Here is a 15,266-nt window from a genome sequence, read left to right as displayed (position 1 = left end):
ACCGGAGCACCGGGACATTCCCGGCGAAACCTGCTGCGCGCCGGAGCGCTGGTGACCCTCGGCGGCGCCGCCGTACCGCTGGCCGGCTGTGGTCTTTTCGACGACAAGACGCCGGCGCCGGACCCCCTGGAGCCGCTCGCGGCCGAGGCCGCCGAGCTGGAGGGCCGGTACCGGGCCGCCATCGCCGCCGCCTCGACGCTGGCCGACCGGCTCACCCCGATCGCCGACGCCCACCAGGCGCACGCCGCCGAGCTGCGCAAGGTGATCGGCCGGCCCGCCCCGTCGGGTACGCCCGCCGGCAGCCCGACCGTGACGGCCACCGATCCGCAGGGCCTGCTGGCCGAGCTGCGGCAGGCGGAGCAGCCGGCCCGGGAGAACGCCGCCAAGGCGTGCGCCGCCGCGCCGGGCGAGCGGGCCGCGCTGCTCGGCTCGATCGCCGCCGCCCGGGCGACCCACCTGGAGGCGCTGAAGTGACCCCCCGTACCGCATCGACCGGGCCGGCCCAGGCGCTGACCGACGCGCTCGCCGCCGAGTACGCCGCCATCTGGGCGTACGGGGTGATCGGCGTGCACCTCGCCAACGCGGCCCAGACCGCCGCCCGCTCCGCCGAGGCGGCCCACCGGACCCGCCGGGACGCCCTCGTGCTGCAGCTGAGCGAGGGCGGCACCCCGGTCCCCGCCGACCAGGCCGGGTACGCGCTGCCGTACCCGGTGACCGACAAGGCGAGCGCGCTCAAGCTGGCGGTGGAGATCGAGGAGCGGACGGCCGGTCACTGGCGGGCGGCCCTGCCGCACACCACCGGGGCGGACCGGAACCAGGCCCTGGCGGCGCTGACCGACTGCGCGCTACGCGCCACCCGCTGGCGGCGCACCGCCGGGGTGACTCCGATCACCGTCCCGTTCCCCGGTCGGCCGGCCTGAGCCGAGGTATCGGTCACTCGGCGCAGCACTGCGGTTGCGGCCCGCATACCAGGTATGCATACTCCTCGCCATGTCCATCCGTCACGGCCTGCTCGCGTTGCTCGAACGCGGCCAGATGTACGGCTACCAACTGCGCGCCGCGTTCGAGGAGTCGACCGGCTCGACCTGGCCGCTGAACATCGGGCAGGTCTACACCACCCTCGCCCGACTGGAACGCGACGGCCTGGTCCGCTCGCTGCCGGAGAGCGACGGCGGGCAGCGGCCGTACGAGATCACCGACGCCGGGCGGACGGACCTGGCCCTCTGGTTCGCCACCCCGATCAGCCACGCCGACCGCCCCCGGGACGAACTGTCGATCAAGCTGGCGCTGGCCCTCACCACCCCCGGAGTGGACGTCCGCACGGTGGTGCAGACCCAACGCAGCGCGACCATGCGCGGGCTGCAGGAGTTGACCCGGTTGAAGTACGCCAGCGACAAGCCGGAGGACCTGCCCTGGCGCCTGGTGCTGGACGCGATGATCTTCCAGGCCGAGGCAGAGATCCGCTGGCTGGACCACTGCGAGACCAGCCTGGTCCGCTACCGCCCCGCCCCGAGCCGGCCACCCGTACCCGGCGGGGCGGTGGACCGGGCCGACGAGGAGGCCCACCGGTGAGCGCGAGGAGTGAGCCGGGTCTGCGAGCCCCGCAGCCGCGAACAAAGATGGTGCCGTGAGCGAGGTGCTGGAGCTGCGGGACGTGTCCCGCACCCACGGTGCCGGCGAGGCGGCCGTGCACGCGCTGTGCGGGGTCAGCCTCACCGTCCGGGCCGGCGAACTGGTGGCGGTGATGGGCCCGTCGGGCTCCGGCAAGTCGACGCTGCTGGCACTCGCCGGCGGGCTGGACCGCCCCACCACGGGTGAGGTGCTGGTCGAGGGGGAATCGTTCGGCGGCCTCACCGCGCGAGAGCTGGCCCGGCTGCGCCGCCGCCGGATCGGGTACGTCTTCCAGGATCTGAACCTGCTCGGCAGTCTCACCGCGCTGGAGAACGTGGCATTGCCCCTGGAACTCGACGGCGCCGGGGTCCGTACGGCCCGCAGGGCGGCCGGGGCCGCACTGGACGAGGTGGGGGTGGCCGCGCTGGGCGGCCGGTTCCCGGACCAGATGTCCGGCGGCCAGCAGCAGCGGGTGGCGATCGCCCGGGCGCTGGTCGGCGAGCGCCGGCTGGTCCTCGCCGACGAACCCACCGGGGCGCTCGACTCCCAGGCCGGCGAGGCGGTGCTGCACCTGCTGCGCCGCCGGGTCGACGCCGGCGCGGCGGGGGTGCTGGTCACCCACGAGGCGCGGCACGCCGGCTGGGCGGACCGGGTGGTGTTCCTCCGGGACGGGGTGCTGGTGGACTCGACGGCGCCGCTGCCCGGCGTCGAGCAGCTGCTCGCCGGCAGCGGGCGGTGAGCCGGGGCCGGCTGGCCGCCACGGTCGGCTCGTGGCGGGCCGCGCTGCGGATCGCCCACCGTGAGGCCCGCCGGGCGCGCGGTCGTACCGCGCTGGTGCTGGCGACGATCGCGCTGCCCGTGCTGGTGCTGAGCTGCACCGCGGCGACCTGGGACATGGCGGAGCTCAGCCAGGCGGAACAGCTGGACCGCCGGCTCGGCGCGGCCGACGCCGAGCTGCGCTGGACGGATGTGAACGCGATCCAGCAGGACGCGTGGGGGGACAACTCCTGGTCGGTCGGGGGCGACCCGGTGACACGGACCCGGCCGGTGACCGCCGACGAGGTCCGCGCGCTGCTGCCCGCCGGCAGCCGGGTCACCCGGCTCCGCCGGTGGGTTCAGTTCCAGGTACGGATCGACGGCCGGTTCGTCTCGTTCGAGACGCGGGCCGTCGACCTCACCGACCCGCTCACCCGCCCCCTCGCGGCACTGCGCGGCGGCCGGCGGCCCACCGCCCCCGACGAGATCGCGGTCAGCCCGGCGGCGCTCCGCCGGCTCGGCGTACGCCTCGGCGAACCGGTGCACACGGTCGACGGCGCGACGTACACGGTGGTCGGCGTGGTGGAGTTCCCGGACAACCTGAACGAGGTGGTGGCGCTGCACCCGGACACGCCGGCCGGGCCGACCGACCCGCCCGACGAGAGCTGGCTGGTGGACCTGCCCGGGCCGGTGGACGGGGCGCTGGTGGACCGGCTCAACGAGCACGGGATCGTGGTGACCGCCCGAGCCCCGCTGCCCGGGCGGGACGAGATCGCCACCGGCCCGGGGCTGCCCGACCCGGAAGAGGCCGGCAACATGCTGCTGGTCGGCGGGCTCGGTCTGCTGGAGGTGGTGCTGCTGGTCGGCCCGGCCTTCGCGGTCGGCGTACGCCGGCGTCGCCGGGACCTGGCCCTGGTCGCGGCGGCCGGCGGGGACGCCGGTCACCTGCGCCGGATCGTGCTCGCCGACGGCGTGGTGCTCGGCGCCGGCGGGGCGGCGCTCGGGATGCTGCTCGGGGTCGGCGCGGCGTTCGCCGGCCGGCCGCTCGTCGAGCACTACCTGGTGCACTCCCGCCTCGGCGGATACCGGGTCTTCCCGGCCGCCCTCGCCGCGATCGCCGCGGTGGCGGTGCTGGCCGGGCTGCTGGCCGCGCTGGCCCCGGCGTGGACCGCCGCCCGGCAGGACGTGGTGGCCGGCCTCGCCGGTCGGCGCAATCCGCCCAGGCACCGCCCCCGCTGGCTGGTGCTCGGGGTGCTGCTCACCGGGACCGGCACCGCCCTCGCCGCGTTCGGCGCCACCCGGGCCAGCCCGACCGTCGTCCTGGCCGGGATCGTCCTCGGCGAACTGGGCCTGGTCTTCTGCACCCCGACGCTGATCGGGCTGCTCGCCCGGGCGGGACGGCTGCTGCCGCTGGCGCCCCGGCTCGCGTTGCGCGACGCCAGCCGCAACCGTTCCTCGGCCGCGCCGGCCATCTCCGCCGTGATGGCGGCGGTCGCCGGCAGCGTGGCCATCGGTGCCTACCTGGCCAGCGCGGACGCCCGGCAGCACACGCAGTGGCAACCGGGCCTCCCGCCGGGGCAGGTCCTGCTGGCAGGCATGGACGCGCCGGGAACCAGCCCCCAACCGTCGGTTGACGAGATCGCGCGGCGGATCCGGGCCGTGCTGCCGGCCACCGCGGTCGTCCCGCTCGCCGACCTGGTCTGCGCCCGGCCCGCGTCCCCGGAGGACTACTGCGCCCCGACCACCGTGCTGCCGCCGGAGCTGCGCTGCCCGTACGAGCCGGCGGAGACGGTCGGCGCCGCCCAGGCCGAGGCGCGGGCCGACCCACGTTGCGCCACGCCGTTCCGCAATCCGACCAACCTCTATCTGCCACCGTTACTGGACGACGGAGCGGCGCTGCCCGGGCTCACCGGGGCACCGGCGGAGGAGATCGCCGCCGCGACCCGGGTGCTCCGGGCGGGCGGGGCGGTGGTCACCGATCCGCGTCAGGTGGTGGACGGTCGAGTGACGATCACCGTCACCCACAGCGCCGGCAGCCCGGCGGCCAGCGCCACGCTGCCCGGTTACGTGCTGCGCGGCGGGCTCCCCGTCGACCGGCTCGTCCTCTCCGCGCCGGCGGCGGCCGCGGTCGGCCTCGTCGGCGAGCAGTTCGGCTACCTGGTCGACACGCCGACCCCGCCCACCGCCGACCAGCAGAAGCGGCTCATCGCCGAGCTGTCCCAGGCCCGGCTCACGGTCCTGGTGGAGAACGGGCCGCCGAGCGGTGACCAGCGGCCCCTGCTGCTCCTGCTGGCGGGCGCCTCCGGCGTGATCACCGTGGGCGCGGCCGGGGTGGCCACCGGCCTCGCCGCCGCCGAGGGCCGCCGGGACCTGTCCACCCTGGCCGCGGTCGGCGCCGACCCCCGGGTACGCCGGGTGTTGTCGCTCTGCCAGGCGGGGGTGATCGCCGGGCTCGGCTCGGTGCTCGGCATCCTGGCCGGCCTCGGCTCGGCGGTCATCATCCTGACCTCCCTGAACCGCCGGTACGCGCAGTCATGGCCGGTCCAGGACCCGTACCCGTTCGCGGTGCCCGGCCTGACCCTCGCGGTGCTGGTTGTCGTCCCGCTGGTGGCCATGCTCGGCGCGGGCCTGCTCACCCGCTCCCGACTCCCGATCGAACGCCGCCTCGACTGAGCCCCCGCTCGGTGCCACGACAGTTGCCGTTCCACCCGAACGGTAACTATCCACGCTTGCGGGAGTTCCACTCATCGGGGAGCGACGGGTGGAACGGAGGTGGACCGTGGACGCCAGTGACGCCTACGCGGAGACCGAGCGATATCGCGACGATCCGCGATGGCGGGTCGCCGAGCGGGTACGCGACGCGGCGCTGCGCCGGTTTCCGGCCGACATCCTCGCGGTCGCGGTGCACGGGCCCCTCGCACACGGCGACGACGACGGCGGCGGAGACAGCGAGGTGGGGCTGCTGCTGGTCACGTACCGGCCGGGCGGCGGGCCGCCACCGGCGACCCGGCGGGTGGACGGGGTGCTGGTCGACCTCACCGTCGCCGGGGCGGACGACTACCTGGGGCAGGCCCGCACGATCGGCCCGCTCTGGCCGCTGACCGCCGACCGGTACGTCACCACCCGGGCACTGCACGACCCGACCGGTTGGCTGCGCTCCCTGCGCGACGAGCACCTGGCCCGGCTGGCCCGGGCCCGGCCCGCCGAGTTCAGCACCGCCGCCCGGCGGGCGTGGTACCGGGGCAGCGCGGCGCACGCCCGGGCGCTCCGGCTCGCCGAGTGGTACGAGACCGATCAGGCGCTGCTCATGCTCGGCGAGGCGCGGCTGGCCGCGGCCACGGTGCAGGGGCTGCTCAGCCGCACCTACTTCCGCAACCCGGGGGACGCGGTACGGCGTACCGGGCTGGCCGGCGCGGACATGACCGAGGTGGGCACGGTGCTGGCCCGCCAGGCCGAGGAACTGGCCGCCCGGGGCCGCCCGGTCGACGGCACCGTCGACGACCTCCTCACCACCTGACGCCACCGACTGTCAGCCGAGGCCGGACACCCCGATCAGCGAGCCGATGAAGTAGGTCGCGACGGCGGCCAGACCACCGAGCAGAAGCTGCCGCAGGCCGCTGGACCACCAGGCGCGGTAGGTGAACCGGGCCACGATCGCACCGGCCGCGAAGAGCCCCACCCCGCCGACGCCGAGCGCCAGCCAGAGGCTGGTGAAGCCGAGCAGGTACGTCAGCAGCGGCACCAGCGCGCCAACAGAGAAACAGACGAACGAGGATATCGCCGCCGCCCACGGGCTCGGCTGGTCGTCGAGGTCGACGCCCAGCTCCTCCCGTACGTGCATCCGCAGCGCCTCCTCCGGGTTGGCCCGTACCGCCTCGGCCACCTGCACGGCCAGGTCCCGGGGCAGCCCCCGGCGGACCCACGCCTCGGCCAGCTCGCGGGCCTCCGCCTCCGGGTGCCGTTCCAGCTCGCGCCGTTCCTTGGCCACCTCCGCGGCCACCTGCTCGTTGGCGGACCGGACGCTGGTGTACTCCCCCAGCCCCATGGAGATGGCGCCGGCGACCAGCCCGGCGGCGCCGGTGAGCACGATGCTGCGCGGCGAGACGCCACCGCCGCCGACGCCGGCGATCAGGGCGATGTTGGTGACCAGGCCGTCCATCGCGCCGAACACGGCCGGCCGCAGCCAGCCGCCGGACACGTCCGCGTGGTGGGCCTCACGGAGCGCGGCGGGGGTGTCGGTCACGGCAGGGTCAGGATCTCGTAGCCGTCGTCGGTCACGACGATGGTGTGCTCGAACTGGGCCGTCCATTTGCGGTCCTTCGTCACCACCGTCCAGCCGTCGTCCCACATGTCGTACTGGTAGGTGCCGAGGGTGATCATCGGCTCGATGGTGAACGTCATGCCCGGCTCCATCACGTCGGTCGGGCGGGGGCTGTCGTAGTGCGGCACGTAGAGGCCACTGTGGAAGGACTCGCCGATGCCGTGGCCGGTGAAGTCGCGGACCACCCCGTAGCCGAACCGCTTGGCGTACGACTCGATGACCCGGCCGATCACGTTGATCTGCCGGCCCGGGGCGACCGACTTGATGCCGCGCATCATCGCCGTGTGGGTCCGCTCGACCAGCAGGCGGGCCTCCTCGCTCGCCTCGCCCACGCAGAACGTGGCGTCGGTGTCGCCGTGCACCCCGCCGATGTACGCGGTCACGTCGACGTTGATGATGTCGCCGTCCTCAAGCACCGTGGTGTCCGGGATGCCGTGGCAGACAACCTCGTTGAGGCTGGTGCAGCAGGACTTCGGGAAGCCCTTGTAGCCCAGCGTCGACGGGTAGGCGCCGTGGTCGCAGAGGAACTCGTGGACCACCTTGTCGATCTCGTCGGTGGTCACCCCCGGCTTGCAGTGCTCACCGGCGAGCTGGGTGGCCTGGGCCGCGAGCCGGCCGGCGATCCGCATCTTCTCGATGGTCTCGGGGGTCTGCACGTGCGAGCCCCGCCACTCCTGCGGACGCTTCTTGCCCACGTACTCGGGGCGCGGGATGTGGGCGGGCACCGCTCGCCACGGGGAGAGCGTGCCTGGGGTCAGCGGCGCACGGACAGTCATGACCACAGCCTATCGCCGCCCACCGGGTGATCCCCGCCACGGCCCGGCCGGCCGGCGGCCCGGACCAGTGCCGTGATCGGGCGGGGATCGGCGTCGTTCTCCGGATGCCACTGCACCCCGAGCAGGAAGCGCCGCCCAGGGTCCTCGACCGCCTCCAGCACCCCGTCGTCGGCCCAGCCGGAGGCGGTCAGCCTCCCCGGGTCGGCCACCCCCTGATGGTGGTACGAGTTGACCCGGTCCACCCCGGCCAGCACCGTCCCGGCCAGGCTGCCCGCGGCGAACCGGACCGGGTGGGCGCCGTACTCCCCGGGGGACGGGCAGTGCCCCTCGTGGCCGACCACCTCCGGCAGGTGCTGGTGCAGCGTGCCGCCGTGCGCGACCGCGAGGAGCTGCATCCCGCGGCACACCCCGAGCACCGGCAGGTCGGCGGCGAGCGCGGCGGCCAGCAGGGCGAGCTCGCCGGCGTCCCGGTCCGGCCGGCTCCGGGTACGCGGGCCGGGCGGCTGGCCGTACCGCTCCGGTCCGACGTCGGCACCGCCGGCCAGCAGCAGCCCGTCGAGGATCCGCACCACGTCCGCGTCCGTGTCGTCCGGGGGCAGCACCACGGCCCGGCCGCCGGAGGCGGTCACCGCCCGGACGTACGCCTGCGGCACCAGCGCCGCCGGGACGTCCCGCCACACCGCCCAGCCGGCCGGCTCGACGTACGCGGTGATTCCGATCACCGGCCGCCTCACCGGGCCACTCTCCGTTCGCGACTGCAGGGCTCGCAGACCCGGCTCACTCCTCACGCTCACCGAGCCAGTCTCCGTTCGCGACTGCGGGGCTCGCAGACCCGGCTCGCTCCTCACGCTCACCGAGCCAGTCTCCGTTCGCGACTGCGGGGCTCGCAGACCCGGCTCACTCCTCACGCTCACAGTGGTGTGACGTAGGCGGCGGTGATGCCGCCGTCGACCACGAACTGCGCGGCGGTCATGAAGGAGGCGTCGTCGCTGGCCAGGAAGGCCACCGCGGCGGCGATCTCCTCCGGGTTGCCGAACCGGCCCATCGGCACGTGCACGAGGCGGCGGGCGGCCCGCTCCGGGTCCTTGGCGAACAGCTCCAGCAGCAGGGGCGTGGCGACCGGGCCGGGGCAGAGCGCGTTGACCCGGATGCCCTCCCGGGCGAACTGCACGCCCAGCTCCCGGGTCATCGCCAGCACCCCGCCCTTGCTCGCCGTGTACGCGATCTGCGACGTCGCCGCCCCCATCAGCGCGACGAACGAGGCGGTGTTGATGATCGAGCCCTTGCCCTGCCGGCGCATGTGCGGGATGGCGTGCTTGCAGCAGAGGTAGACGCTGGTCGTGTTGACCCGCAGCACCCGCTCCCAGGCGTCCAGGCCGGTGTCCAGGATGGAGTCGTCGTCCGGCGGGGAGATGCCGGCGTTGTTGAACGCCACGTCGACCCGGCCGTGCCGCTCGGCCACCCCGTCGAAGAGGTCCCGCACCGACGCCTCGTCGGCCACGTCGCAGGCGACGAACTCACCGCCCACCTCGTCGGCGGCCCGCCGCCCGGCATCGGCGTCGATGTCGACGCAGACCACCCTGGCCCCCTCGGCGGCGAACCGCCGTACGGTGGCCAGCCCGATCCCGCTGCCCGCCCCGGTCACCACGGCCACCCGGTCCGTCAAACGACCCTGCATCTCACTCCTCCGTGCTGATGAACACGTTCTTGACATCGGTGAAGGCGTGCAGCGCGTCCGGGCCCAGCTCCCGGCCGAGGCCGGAACGCTTCATCCCGCCGAACGGGGTCCAGTAGCGCACCGAGGAGTGCGAGTTGACGCTGAGGTTGCCCGACTCCACCCCTCGGGCCACCCGGACCGCCCGGCCGACGTCCCGGGTCCAGATCGAGCCGGAGAGGCCGTACTCGGTGTCGTTGGCGAGCCGGATCGCGTCCGCCTCGTCGTCGAACGGCAGCACCGAGACGACCGGGCCGAAGATCTCCTCGCGCCAGTGCCGGTCGGCCGGGGAGCCGGCGAGCAGCACCGTCGGGGCATACCAGAAGCCGGGGCCGTCGGGGTGGGAGCCGGTGAAGGCCACCTTCGCCCCGTCGACGTACCCGGCGACCCGGTCCCGGTGCCCGGCGGAGATCAGCGGGCCCATCTCGGCGGTCTCGGCGGCCGGGTTCTCGACCCGGAACGCGCGCACGGCCGGTTCGAGCAGTTCGAGGAAGCGGTCGTACACCGGGCGCTGGACCAGGATCCGGGAGCGGGCGCAGCAGTCCTGGCCGGCGTTGTCGAAGACCGCGTACGGCGCGGTGGCCGCCGCCTTCTGGAGGTCGGCGTCGGCGAAGACCAGGTTCGCGGACTTGCCGCCCAGCTCCAGGGTCACCCGCTTCACCTGGGCCGCGCAGCCCGCCATGATCCGGGTACCGACCTCAGTGGAGCCGGTGAAGCAGACCTTGCGCACCGCCGGGTGGGTGACGAACCGTTCCCCCACCACGCTCCCCTTGCCGGGCAGCACGGTGAACACGCCCTCGGGCAGCCCGGCCTCCAGGGCCAGCTCGGCCAGGCGCAGCGCGGTGAGCGGGGTCAGCTCGGCCGGCTTGAGCACCACGGTGTTGCCGGCCGCCAGCGCGGGCGCGAAGCCCCAGCCGGCGATGGGCATCGGGAAGTTCCACGGCACGATCACCCCGACCACGCCGAGCGGCTCGTGGAAGGTGACGTCGAGTCCGCCGGGCACCGGGATCTGCCGTCCGGTCAGCCGCTCCGGCGCGCCCGCGTAGTAGTCCAGGACGTCCCGGACGTTGCCCGCCTCCCAGCGCGCGTTGCCGATGGTGTGCCCGGAGTTGCGCACCTCCAGCAGCGCCAGCTCCTCGATGTGCGCGTCCACCACCGCCGCGAACCGCCGCAACACCCGCCCGCGCTCCCCCGCCGCGACGTTCCGCCACCCCTCATACGCCCCGGCCGCCCGCCCAATCGCCGCATCCACCTCTGCGAGCGGGGTGCCCGCAATCTCCCCCAGCACCTCCCCGGTAGCCGGGTTCCGCACCTCCGTCACGACCCCTCCCCTCCTTCTCGCCGATCATGGAGTTGTGGCACCGCACAAAGCACCCAAACCGCTGCGAACCAGGCGCCACAAGTCCATGATCGACGGCGCGATGACGGGTTAGAGGCGTTCGAAGCCACGGGTCAGTTCCCAGTCGGTGACGGCGGCGTCGAAGGCGGTCAGCTCGACGCGGGCCTGGTTGGCGTAGTGGGTGACGACCTCGGGGGTGAAGGCTTCCTTGGCCAGTTCGGAGGACTCCCAGAGGGCGAGCGCGTCGCGCAGCGTCCCCGGCACACGCGCCGCCGCCCCGTCGTCGTACGCGTTGCCGGTGCACTCCGGCTCCAGGGGCAGCTCCCGCTCGATGCCGTGCACCGCCCCGGCGACCAGCGCGGCGATCGCCAGGTACGGGTTGACGTCCGCGCCGGGCGCCCGGTTCTCCACCCGCATGCCCTGGCCGTGCCCGACCAGCCGCAGCGCGCAGGTGCGGTTGTCGATGCCCCAGCGCAGCGCGGTCGGGGCGAACGAGCCGGGCTGGTAGCGCTTGTAGGAGTTGACGTTCGGGGCGGAGAAGAGGCTGAACTCGCGCATGGTGGCGAGCAGCCCGGCCGCCACCCGCTGCCCGGTGACGCTGAGCTGCGCCGGCCCGTCGCCGAGGATGGCGGACGCCCCGGACGCGTCGCGCAGCGAGAAGTGGATGTGGCAGGAGTTGCCCTCCCGCGCGTTCGGCTTGGCCATGAAGGTGATCGACATGCCCTCCTGGGCGGCGATCTCCTTCGCCCCGTTCTTGTAGATCACGTGGTGGTCGGCGCAGGCCAGTGCCTCGTCGTAGCGGAAGGCGATCTCGTGCTGGCCGAGGTTGCATTCGCCCTTGGCGCTCTCCGGGGTCAGTCCCGCGCCGGCCATCTCGGTGCGGATCCGGCGTAGCAGCGGCTCCACCCGGGCGGTGCCGAGCAGCGAGTAGTCCACGTTGTACTGGTTGGCCGGGGTCAGGTCGCGGTAGCCGCGCCGCCACGCCTCCTCGTACGAGTCGCGGTAGAGCACGAACTCCAGCTCGGTCCCGGCGTACGCGGTGAGTCCGTGCCCGGCGAGCCGGTCGAGCTGCCGGCGCAGGATCTGCCGGGGCGAGGCGACGACCGGGCCGGTGCCGTCCAGCCACTCCAGGTCGGCGAGGAGCAGCGCGGTCCCCGGCTGCCACGGCACCGGGCGCAGGGTCACCAGGTCGGGCCTCATCGCGAAGTCGCCGTAGCCGCGGGCCCAGCTCGACATCGCGTACCCGTCGACGGTGTTCATGTCCACGTCGACGGCGAGCAGGTAGTTGCAGCCCTCGCTGCCGTGCGCGACCACCTGGTCGAGGAAGTAGGGCGCGTGGAACCGCTTGCCCTGGAGCCGGCCCTGCATGTCGGTCAGGGCCAGCACCACCGTGTCGATCTCGCCGTCGCCGACGGCGACCCGGAGCTGTTCCAGCGTGAGTGGTGCTGTCCTCATCGGCGCGCCCTCCATGGGAAAGGTCTACTACCGAACCTTTGAATCCGTCAATGGGTGGACCGGCTCACCCGAGCAGACCGCGCAGCAGTTCCGCCGTGGCGTCGCAGTGCTCCTCCATCACCAGCCGGGCGGCGTTCGGATCGCCGGCCAGGATCGCGTCGACGACCCGGGTGTGCTGGACGTCGGAGTGGTCGAGGTTTCGGGGGATCACCGGGATGGCGGCGAGCAGCCGGTCGAGGGTCAGCTGCACGTCGGCCACGGCCGCGGCCAGCGACGGGCAGCCGCTGGCCGCGGCGACCGCCAGGTGCAGCCGGGAGTCCGCGACCCGGCGGTTGGCCGGATCGCGGTCGCGGGAGGCGGCCAGGGCGGCGACCAGGGCCTGCCGCTCGACCGCCGGCAGGCTGCGGTTGGCGGCCAGCCCGGCCGCACCCGATTCGAGTACGCGCCGGAAGTCGAGCGCGTCGGGCAGCCGGTCGCCCATCTCGCGAGCCAACTCGCCCGCGTCGGGACGTCCGCCGGCACCGGAGACCGGCAGCGCCGAGCGGACGAAGGTCCCACCGGTACGACCGCGCCGCGATTCCAGGTAGCCGGCGTCGCGTAACGCCGCTATCGCCTCCCGCAGGGTCACCCGGCTGACCCGCAGCCGCTCGGCCAGTTCCCGCTCCGCGGGCAGCCGCTCGCCGACCCGTACCAGGCCCAGCTTGATCGCCTGGACGAGCCGGGCGACGGTGATCTCGAAGGCGTTGCCGCCGCGCACCGGGCGCCACACCGGGAAGGCCGGTACGGCGTCCGGCGTCGATGCCCCGGCACCGCTCGGCCCTCCGGCGGCGGCGCCCCGCACGGCAGTCCCGGCATCGTTCGGCATCGACCGTTCCCTTCCCACCGTCCGTCCGGATGGCGGGCACCCATCGGAGCACCCGCCTCCCGGGCAACCTACTCGGCGGCCGGCTCGGTGACGGGCTCCGCGCCCGTCGCCGGCTTCGGGATCGCCGGGTCCGGCACGTTGTGGCGGGGGCCGGTGAACCAGCGCCGGGCGCTGAGCACCCACCAGAGCCAGGCTCCGCCGAGCACGACGCCGACCGCGACGATCGTGTAGTTGAACGTGCTGGCGGTGATGGGGCTGCCGGTCGGCAGCACGAACAGCACGCAGATGACCAGGACCCAGACGACGGCGATCCACCCGACCGGCGCGCTCCACCGACCCAGGTTCCACGGCCCGACCTGGAAGTCCGGCGTACGCCGGCGCAGGAACACCGGGGCCACGTACGCGATGTAGAGGCCGATCACCGCGATGGAGGTGGCCGCCAGGTATGCGGTGGTGTTCCAGAGCGACGGCAGGACGAGCACCGTCGAGCAGGTGACGCAGAGCCAGATCGAGTTGGTCGGCGTGCCCGTACGCGGGTTGACCCGCTTCCAGATCCGGGAACCGGGTAGCGCGCCGTCCCGGCTGAACGCGTAGGTCATCCGGGAGTTCGCCGTTACCGAGGCCATGCCGCAGAAGAATTGGGCGACCACGCAGATGAAGAGCAGGAACGTACCGAGGTCGTGGCCCACCGCGTCGATGAAGATCTGCGCCGGGGGCAGGCCCAGCGCGGTCGTCCGCTCGGCGTCATAGTCCTGGATGGACCAGGTGATGGCGAAGAGGAGCACGAAGCCGGCGATGACCGAGACCACGACCGACGCCACGATGCCGCGGGGCGCGGAGCGGGCCGCGTCGTGGGTCTCCTCCGCCACGTGGGCGCTGGCGTCGTAGCCGGTGTAGGTGTACTGCGCCATCAGCAGACCGATGAGCACCGCGTAGCCGGCCGCGCCGGCGAAGCTGAAGCCGGTCTCGTTGCGCACTTCCAGGAAGACCTCGGAGATCGGCTTGTGCTGGTCGGGCACGAACGCGAGGGCGACGACGATGACCGCCACGCCGACGAGATGCCACCAGGCGCTGATGTCGGAGAGCAGCCGTACGAGGTTGACGCCGAAGGTGTTGAGCAGGCCGTGCGCGACGATGATCGCCAGGAAGATCAGGAAGGTGCGTCCCGCGGTCACCTCCAGGTCGAAGGCGAGGCTCAGGAAGGCGGAGGTGGTGATCGCCGCACCGAAGTCGATGGCGGCGGTCACCGCCACCTCGCCCAGGAAGTTGAACCAGCCGACGAACCACGCCCAGACCGCCTTGTTACGTCTGGCGAGCGCGGCGGCCCACCAGTAGAGGGCCCCGGCGGTGGGATAGACCGAGCAGATCTCGGCCATGGCCAGCGCGACGAAGATCACCATGACGCCGACGAAGAGCCAGCCCAGGGTGATCGCCAGCGGACCGCCCGCCGTCATGGCGATGCCGTACGACGTGATCGCGCCGGCCAGGATGGAAATGATGGAGAACGAGACCGCAAAGTTGGAGAAGCCGGACAGTTTGCGGCGTAGCTCCTGCTTGTATCCCAGCTGCGCGAGCCGTTCCTCGTCAGACACAGCGGAAGATGGGGTTACTCCGTCCTCGATCGTTGAGCTCATCGGTGTCTCCCTTGGGCGGGGGTGAAGACTGTGACCTGCGTCACCGCCTGACGGGATGATGAGCCCACACCCTGATCGAGGTCAATGCAGATCGGCCGAAAATCCGGCCAGGACCAGACCATTGACCCGGCCAGCCGATCACTCGTTCGGACGTCGACACCATCAGTCGCGGGCCCGCGCCCAAGCGATGAAACGGTGGTGCAGATCCGGGGCGTGGTCCGGGCTGAGCTGCGCAAGCTGTTCCCGAGCCTCGGCCATCAACCCACCGAGGTAGAGCAACAACGCCGTCCGGTTTCCCCGATACTCGACGAGCAGCGACAACCGGGCCGGCTGGCACGGCCACTCCGCGCCACAGTTGCGGCACCGCCAGAGCGGACGCGTCGGCAGGTGCGGGATCACCCGGCGGCCCATCACCGCATCCCCCGGGCAGCGGCGCAGGCCCCCTCGCCGGTCACCAGCGGCCCCCGTTCGCCCCGCCACTCCTGGCCCGGCGTCAACCGGCCCGGGCGGCCAGGCTGGAGCGTGGGAAACACCCGGGTCGGCTCCCGCATCCACGCCGGCAGGTTGTTGCCCGGCTCGCGCTTCGGCAGCATCGGCAGCGCCCTGGTGCGGCACCAGAACCAACGGGTACGCACATCGTCCTCCTCGTCCTTTGGAGGGGGCCGCCCCACGATCGGGTGCGGGGCGACCCCGCGCTGGGACCCACCCCACGCCTTTCTGCGCCGAGCCGGTCCGCTTAGGTGACAGTCTGGTTAGGACGCCACTACCGTCGATATGCGCTCGGCTCATCCGCGC

General features: G+C 73.5%; 16 protein-coding genes. 6 read left to right on the top strand and 10 right to left on the bottom strand.

The features are described 5' to 3' along the window. The first annotated feature begins 30 nt into the window (after positions 1–30). The 6 genes from ACIRG9_RS03770 (at position 31) to ACIRG9_RS03745 (ending at position 5,884) form a co-directional block, all read left to right on the top strand. On the top strand, positions 31–474 hold the full coding sequence (locus ACIRG9_RS03770; protein WP_402850256.1) for a hypothetical protein: 444 nt from the start codon (positions 31–33) through the stop codon (positions 472–474). Next, entirely contained in the window at positions 471–920 is a 450-nt protein-coding gene (locus tag ACIRG9_RS03765) for a ferritin-like domain-containing protein (RefSeq protein WP_402849621.1), read from the top strand. The genes ACIRG9_RS03770 and ACIRG9_RS03765 overlap by 4 nt, the downstream gene beginning before the upstream one ends. A 70-nt stretch (positions 921–990) precedes the next feature. After that, the gene (locus ACIRG9_RS03760) at positions 991–1,572 is read left to right on the top strand and encodes a PadR family transcriptional regulator (RefSeq protein ID WP_402849619.1); all 582 of its coding nucleotides are present in this window, start codon (positions 991–993) and stop codon (positions 1,570–1,572) included. A gap of 55 nt (positions 1,573–1,627) precedes the next feature. Further along, positions 1,628–2,350, top strand: a complete 723-nt coding sequence (locus ACIRG9_RS03755; RefSeq protein ID WP_402849617.1) for an ABC transporter ATP-binding protein — start codon at positions 1,628–1,630, stop codon at positions 2,348–2,350. Further along, on the top strand, positions 2,347–5,040 hold the full coding sequence (locus ACIRG9_RS03750; RefSeq protein WP_402849615.1) for an FtsX-like permease family protein: 2,694 nt from the start codon (positions 2,347–2,349) through the stop codon (positions 5,038–5,040). The genes ACIRG9_RS03755 and ACIRG9_RS03750 overlap by 4 nt, the downstream gene beginning before the upstream one ends. Positions 5,041–5,146: 106 nt before the next feature. Then, complete coding sequence (locus ACIRG9_RS03745; protein ID WP_402849613.1) at positions 5,147–5,884, top strand: nucleotidyltransferase domain-containing protein; 738 nt, start codon at positions 5,147–5,149, stop codon at positions 5,882–5,884. 12 nt (positions 5,885–5,896) lie between these two features. Here ACIRG9_RS03745 and ACIRG9_RS03740 read toward each other — a convergent pair whose 3' ends face one another. From ACIRG9_RS03740 to ACIRG9_RS03695, 10 genes are all read right to left on the bottom strand, one after another. Further along, positions 5,897–6,610 carry a VIT1/CCC1 transporter family protein gene (locus ACIRG9_RS03740; RefSeq protein WP_402849610.1) on the bottom strand — a complete coding sequence of 238 codons (714 nt, stop codon included), beginning with the start codon at positions 6,608–6,610 and terminating at the stop codon, positions 5,897–5,899. Continuing rightward, on the bottom strand, positions 6,607–7,464 hold the full coding sequence (gene map / locus ACIRG9_RS03735) for a type I methionyl aminopeptidase (protein WP_402849607.1): 858 nt from the start codon (positions 7,462–7,464) through the stop codon (positions 6,607–6,609). The genes ACIRG9_RS03740 and map overlap by 4 nt, the downstream gene beginning before the upstream one ends. Beyond that, the gene (locus tag ACIRG9_RS03730) at positions 7,461–8,186 is read right to left on the bottom strand and encodes a gamma-glutamyl-gamma-aminobutyrate hydrolase family protein (protein WP_402849604.1); all 726 of its coding nucleotides are present in this window, start codon (positions 8,184–8,186) and stop codon (positions 7,461–7,463) included. The genes map and ACIRG9_RS03730 overlap by 4 nt, the downstream gene beginning before the upstream one ends. A 188-nt stretch (positions 8,187–8,374) precedes the next feature. After that, positions 8,375–9,142: a 3-oxoacyl-ACP reductase gene (locus tag ACIRG9_RS03725; RefSeq protein WP_402849601.1), complete on the bottom strand. Its 768-nt coding sequence runs from the start codon at positions 9,140–9,142 to the stop codon at positions 8,375–8,377. Position 9,143: 1 nt separating this feature from the next. Further along, positions 9,144–10,499 (bottom strand): aldehyde dehydrogenase family protein, encoded by a 1,356-nt coding sequence (locus tag ACIRG9_RS03720; protein WP_402849598.1) that lies wholly within the window; start codon positions 10,497–10,499, stop codon positions 9,144–9,146. Between the two features lie 108 nt (positions 10,500–10,607). After that, positions 10,608–11,972 (bottom strand): glutamine synthetase family protein, encoded by a 1,365-nt coding sequence (locus tag ACIRG9_RS03715; protein ID WP_402849595.1) that lies wholly within the window; start codon positions 11,970–11,972, stop codon positions 10,608–10,610. A gap of 64 nt (positions 11,973–12,036) precedes the next feature. Next, on the bottom strand, positions 12,037–12,837 hold the full coding sequence (locus ACIRG9_RS03710; RefSeq protein ID WP_402849592.1) for a FadR/GntR family transcriptional regulator: 801 nt from the start codon (positions 12,835–12,837) through the stop codon (positions 12,037–12,039). Between the two features lie 68 nt (positions 12,838–12,905). Then, on the bottom strand, positions 12,906–14,471 hold the full coding sequence (locus ACIRG9_RS03705; protein WP_402849589.1) for an amino acid permease: 1,566 nt from the start codon (positions 14,469–14,471) through the stop codon (positions 12,906–12,908). Positions 14,472–14,633: 162 nt separating this feature from the next. After that, the gene (locus ACIRG9_RS03700; RefSeq protein WP_402849586.1) at positions 14,634–14,882 is read right to left on the bottom strand and encodes a flavin reductase; all 249 of its coding nucleotides are present in this window, start codon (positions 14,880–14,882) and stop codon (positions 14,634–14,636) included. After that, complete coding sequence (locus ACIRG9_RS03695; protein WP_402849583.1) at positions 14,882–15,106, bottom strand: hypothetical protein; 225 nt, start codon at positions 15,104–15,106, stop codon at positions 14,882–14,884. Before ACIRG9_RS03695 ends, ACIRG9_RS03700 begins: the two co-directional genes overlap by 1 nt. Positions 15,107–15,266 lie beyond the last annotated feature (160 nt).

It is taken from the genome of Micromonospora sp. NPDC093277, assembly GCF_044765245.1.
GTDB lineage: Bacteria > Actinomycetota > Actinomycetes > Mycobacteriales > Micromonosporaceae > Micromonospora.
Note: the sequence above shows the minus strand (reverse complement) of the source record. Positions and strands in the feature narration are given on the sequence as shown.

Bases quoted from the DNA above. Each gene is read 5' to 3' on its own strand.
- ACIRG9_RS03760 (WP_402849619.1), top strand. From the start codon at position 991: ATGTCCATCCGTCACGGCCTGCTCGCGTTGCTCGAACGCGGCCAGATG.
- ACIRG9_RS03715 (WP_402849595.1), bottom strand. From the start codon at position 11,972: ATGAGGACAGCACCACTCACGCTGGAACAGCTCCGGGTCGCCGTCGGC.
- ACIRG9_RS03700 (WP_402849586.1), bottom strand. From the start codon at position 14,882: ATGGGCCGCCGGGTGATCCCGCACCTGCCGACGCGTCCGCTCTGGCGG.
- ACIRG9_RS03725 (WP_402849601.1), bottom strand. From the start codon at position 9,142: ATGCAGGGTCGTTTGACGGACCGGGTGGCCGTGGTGACCGGGGCGGGC.
- ACIRG9_RS03710 (WP_402849592.1), bottom strand. From the start codon at position 12,837: ATGCCGAACGATGCCGGGACTGCCGTGCGGGGCGCCGCCGCCGGAGGG.
- ACIRG9_RS03705 (WP_402849589.1), bottom strand. From the start codon at position 14,471: ATGAGCTCAACGATCGAGGACGGAGTAACCCCATCTTCCGCTGTGTCT.
- map (WP_402849607.1), bottom strand. From the start codon at position 7,464: ATGACTGTCCGTGCGCCGCTGACCCCAGGCACGCTCTCCCCGTGGCGA.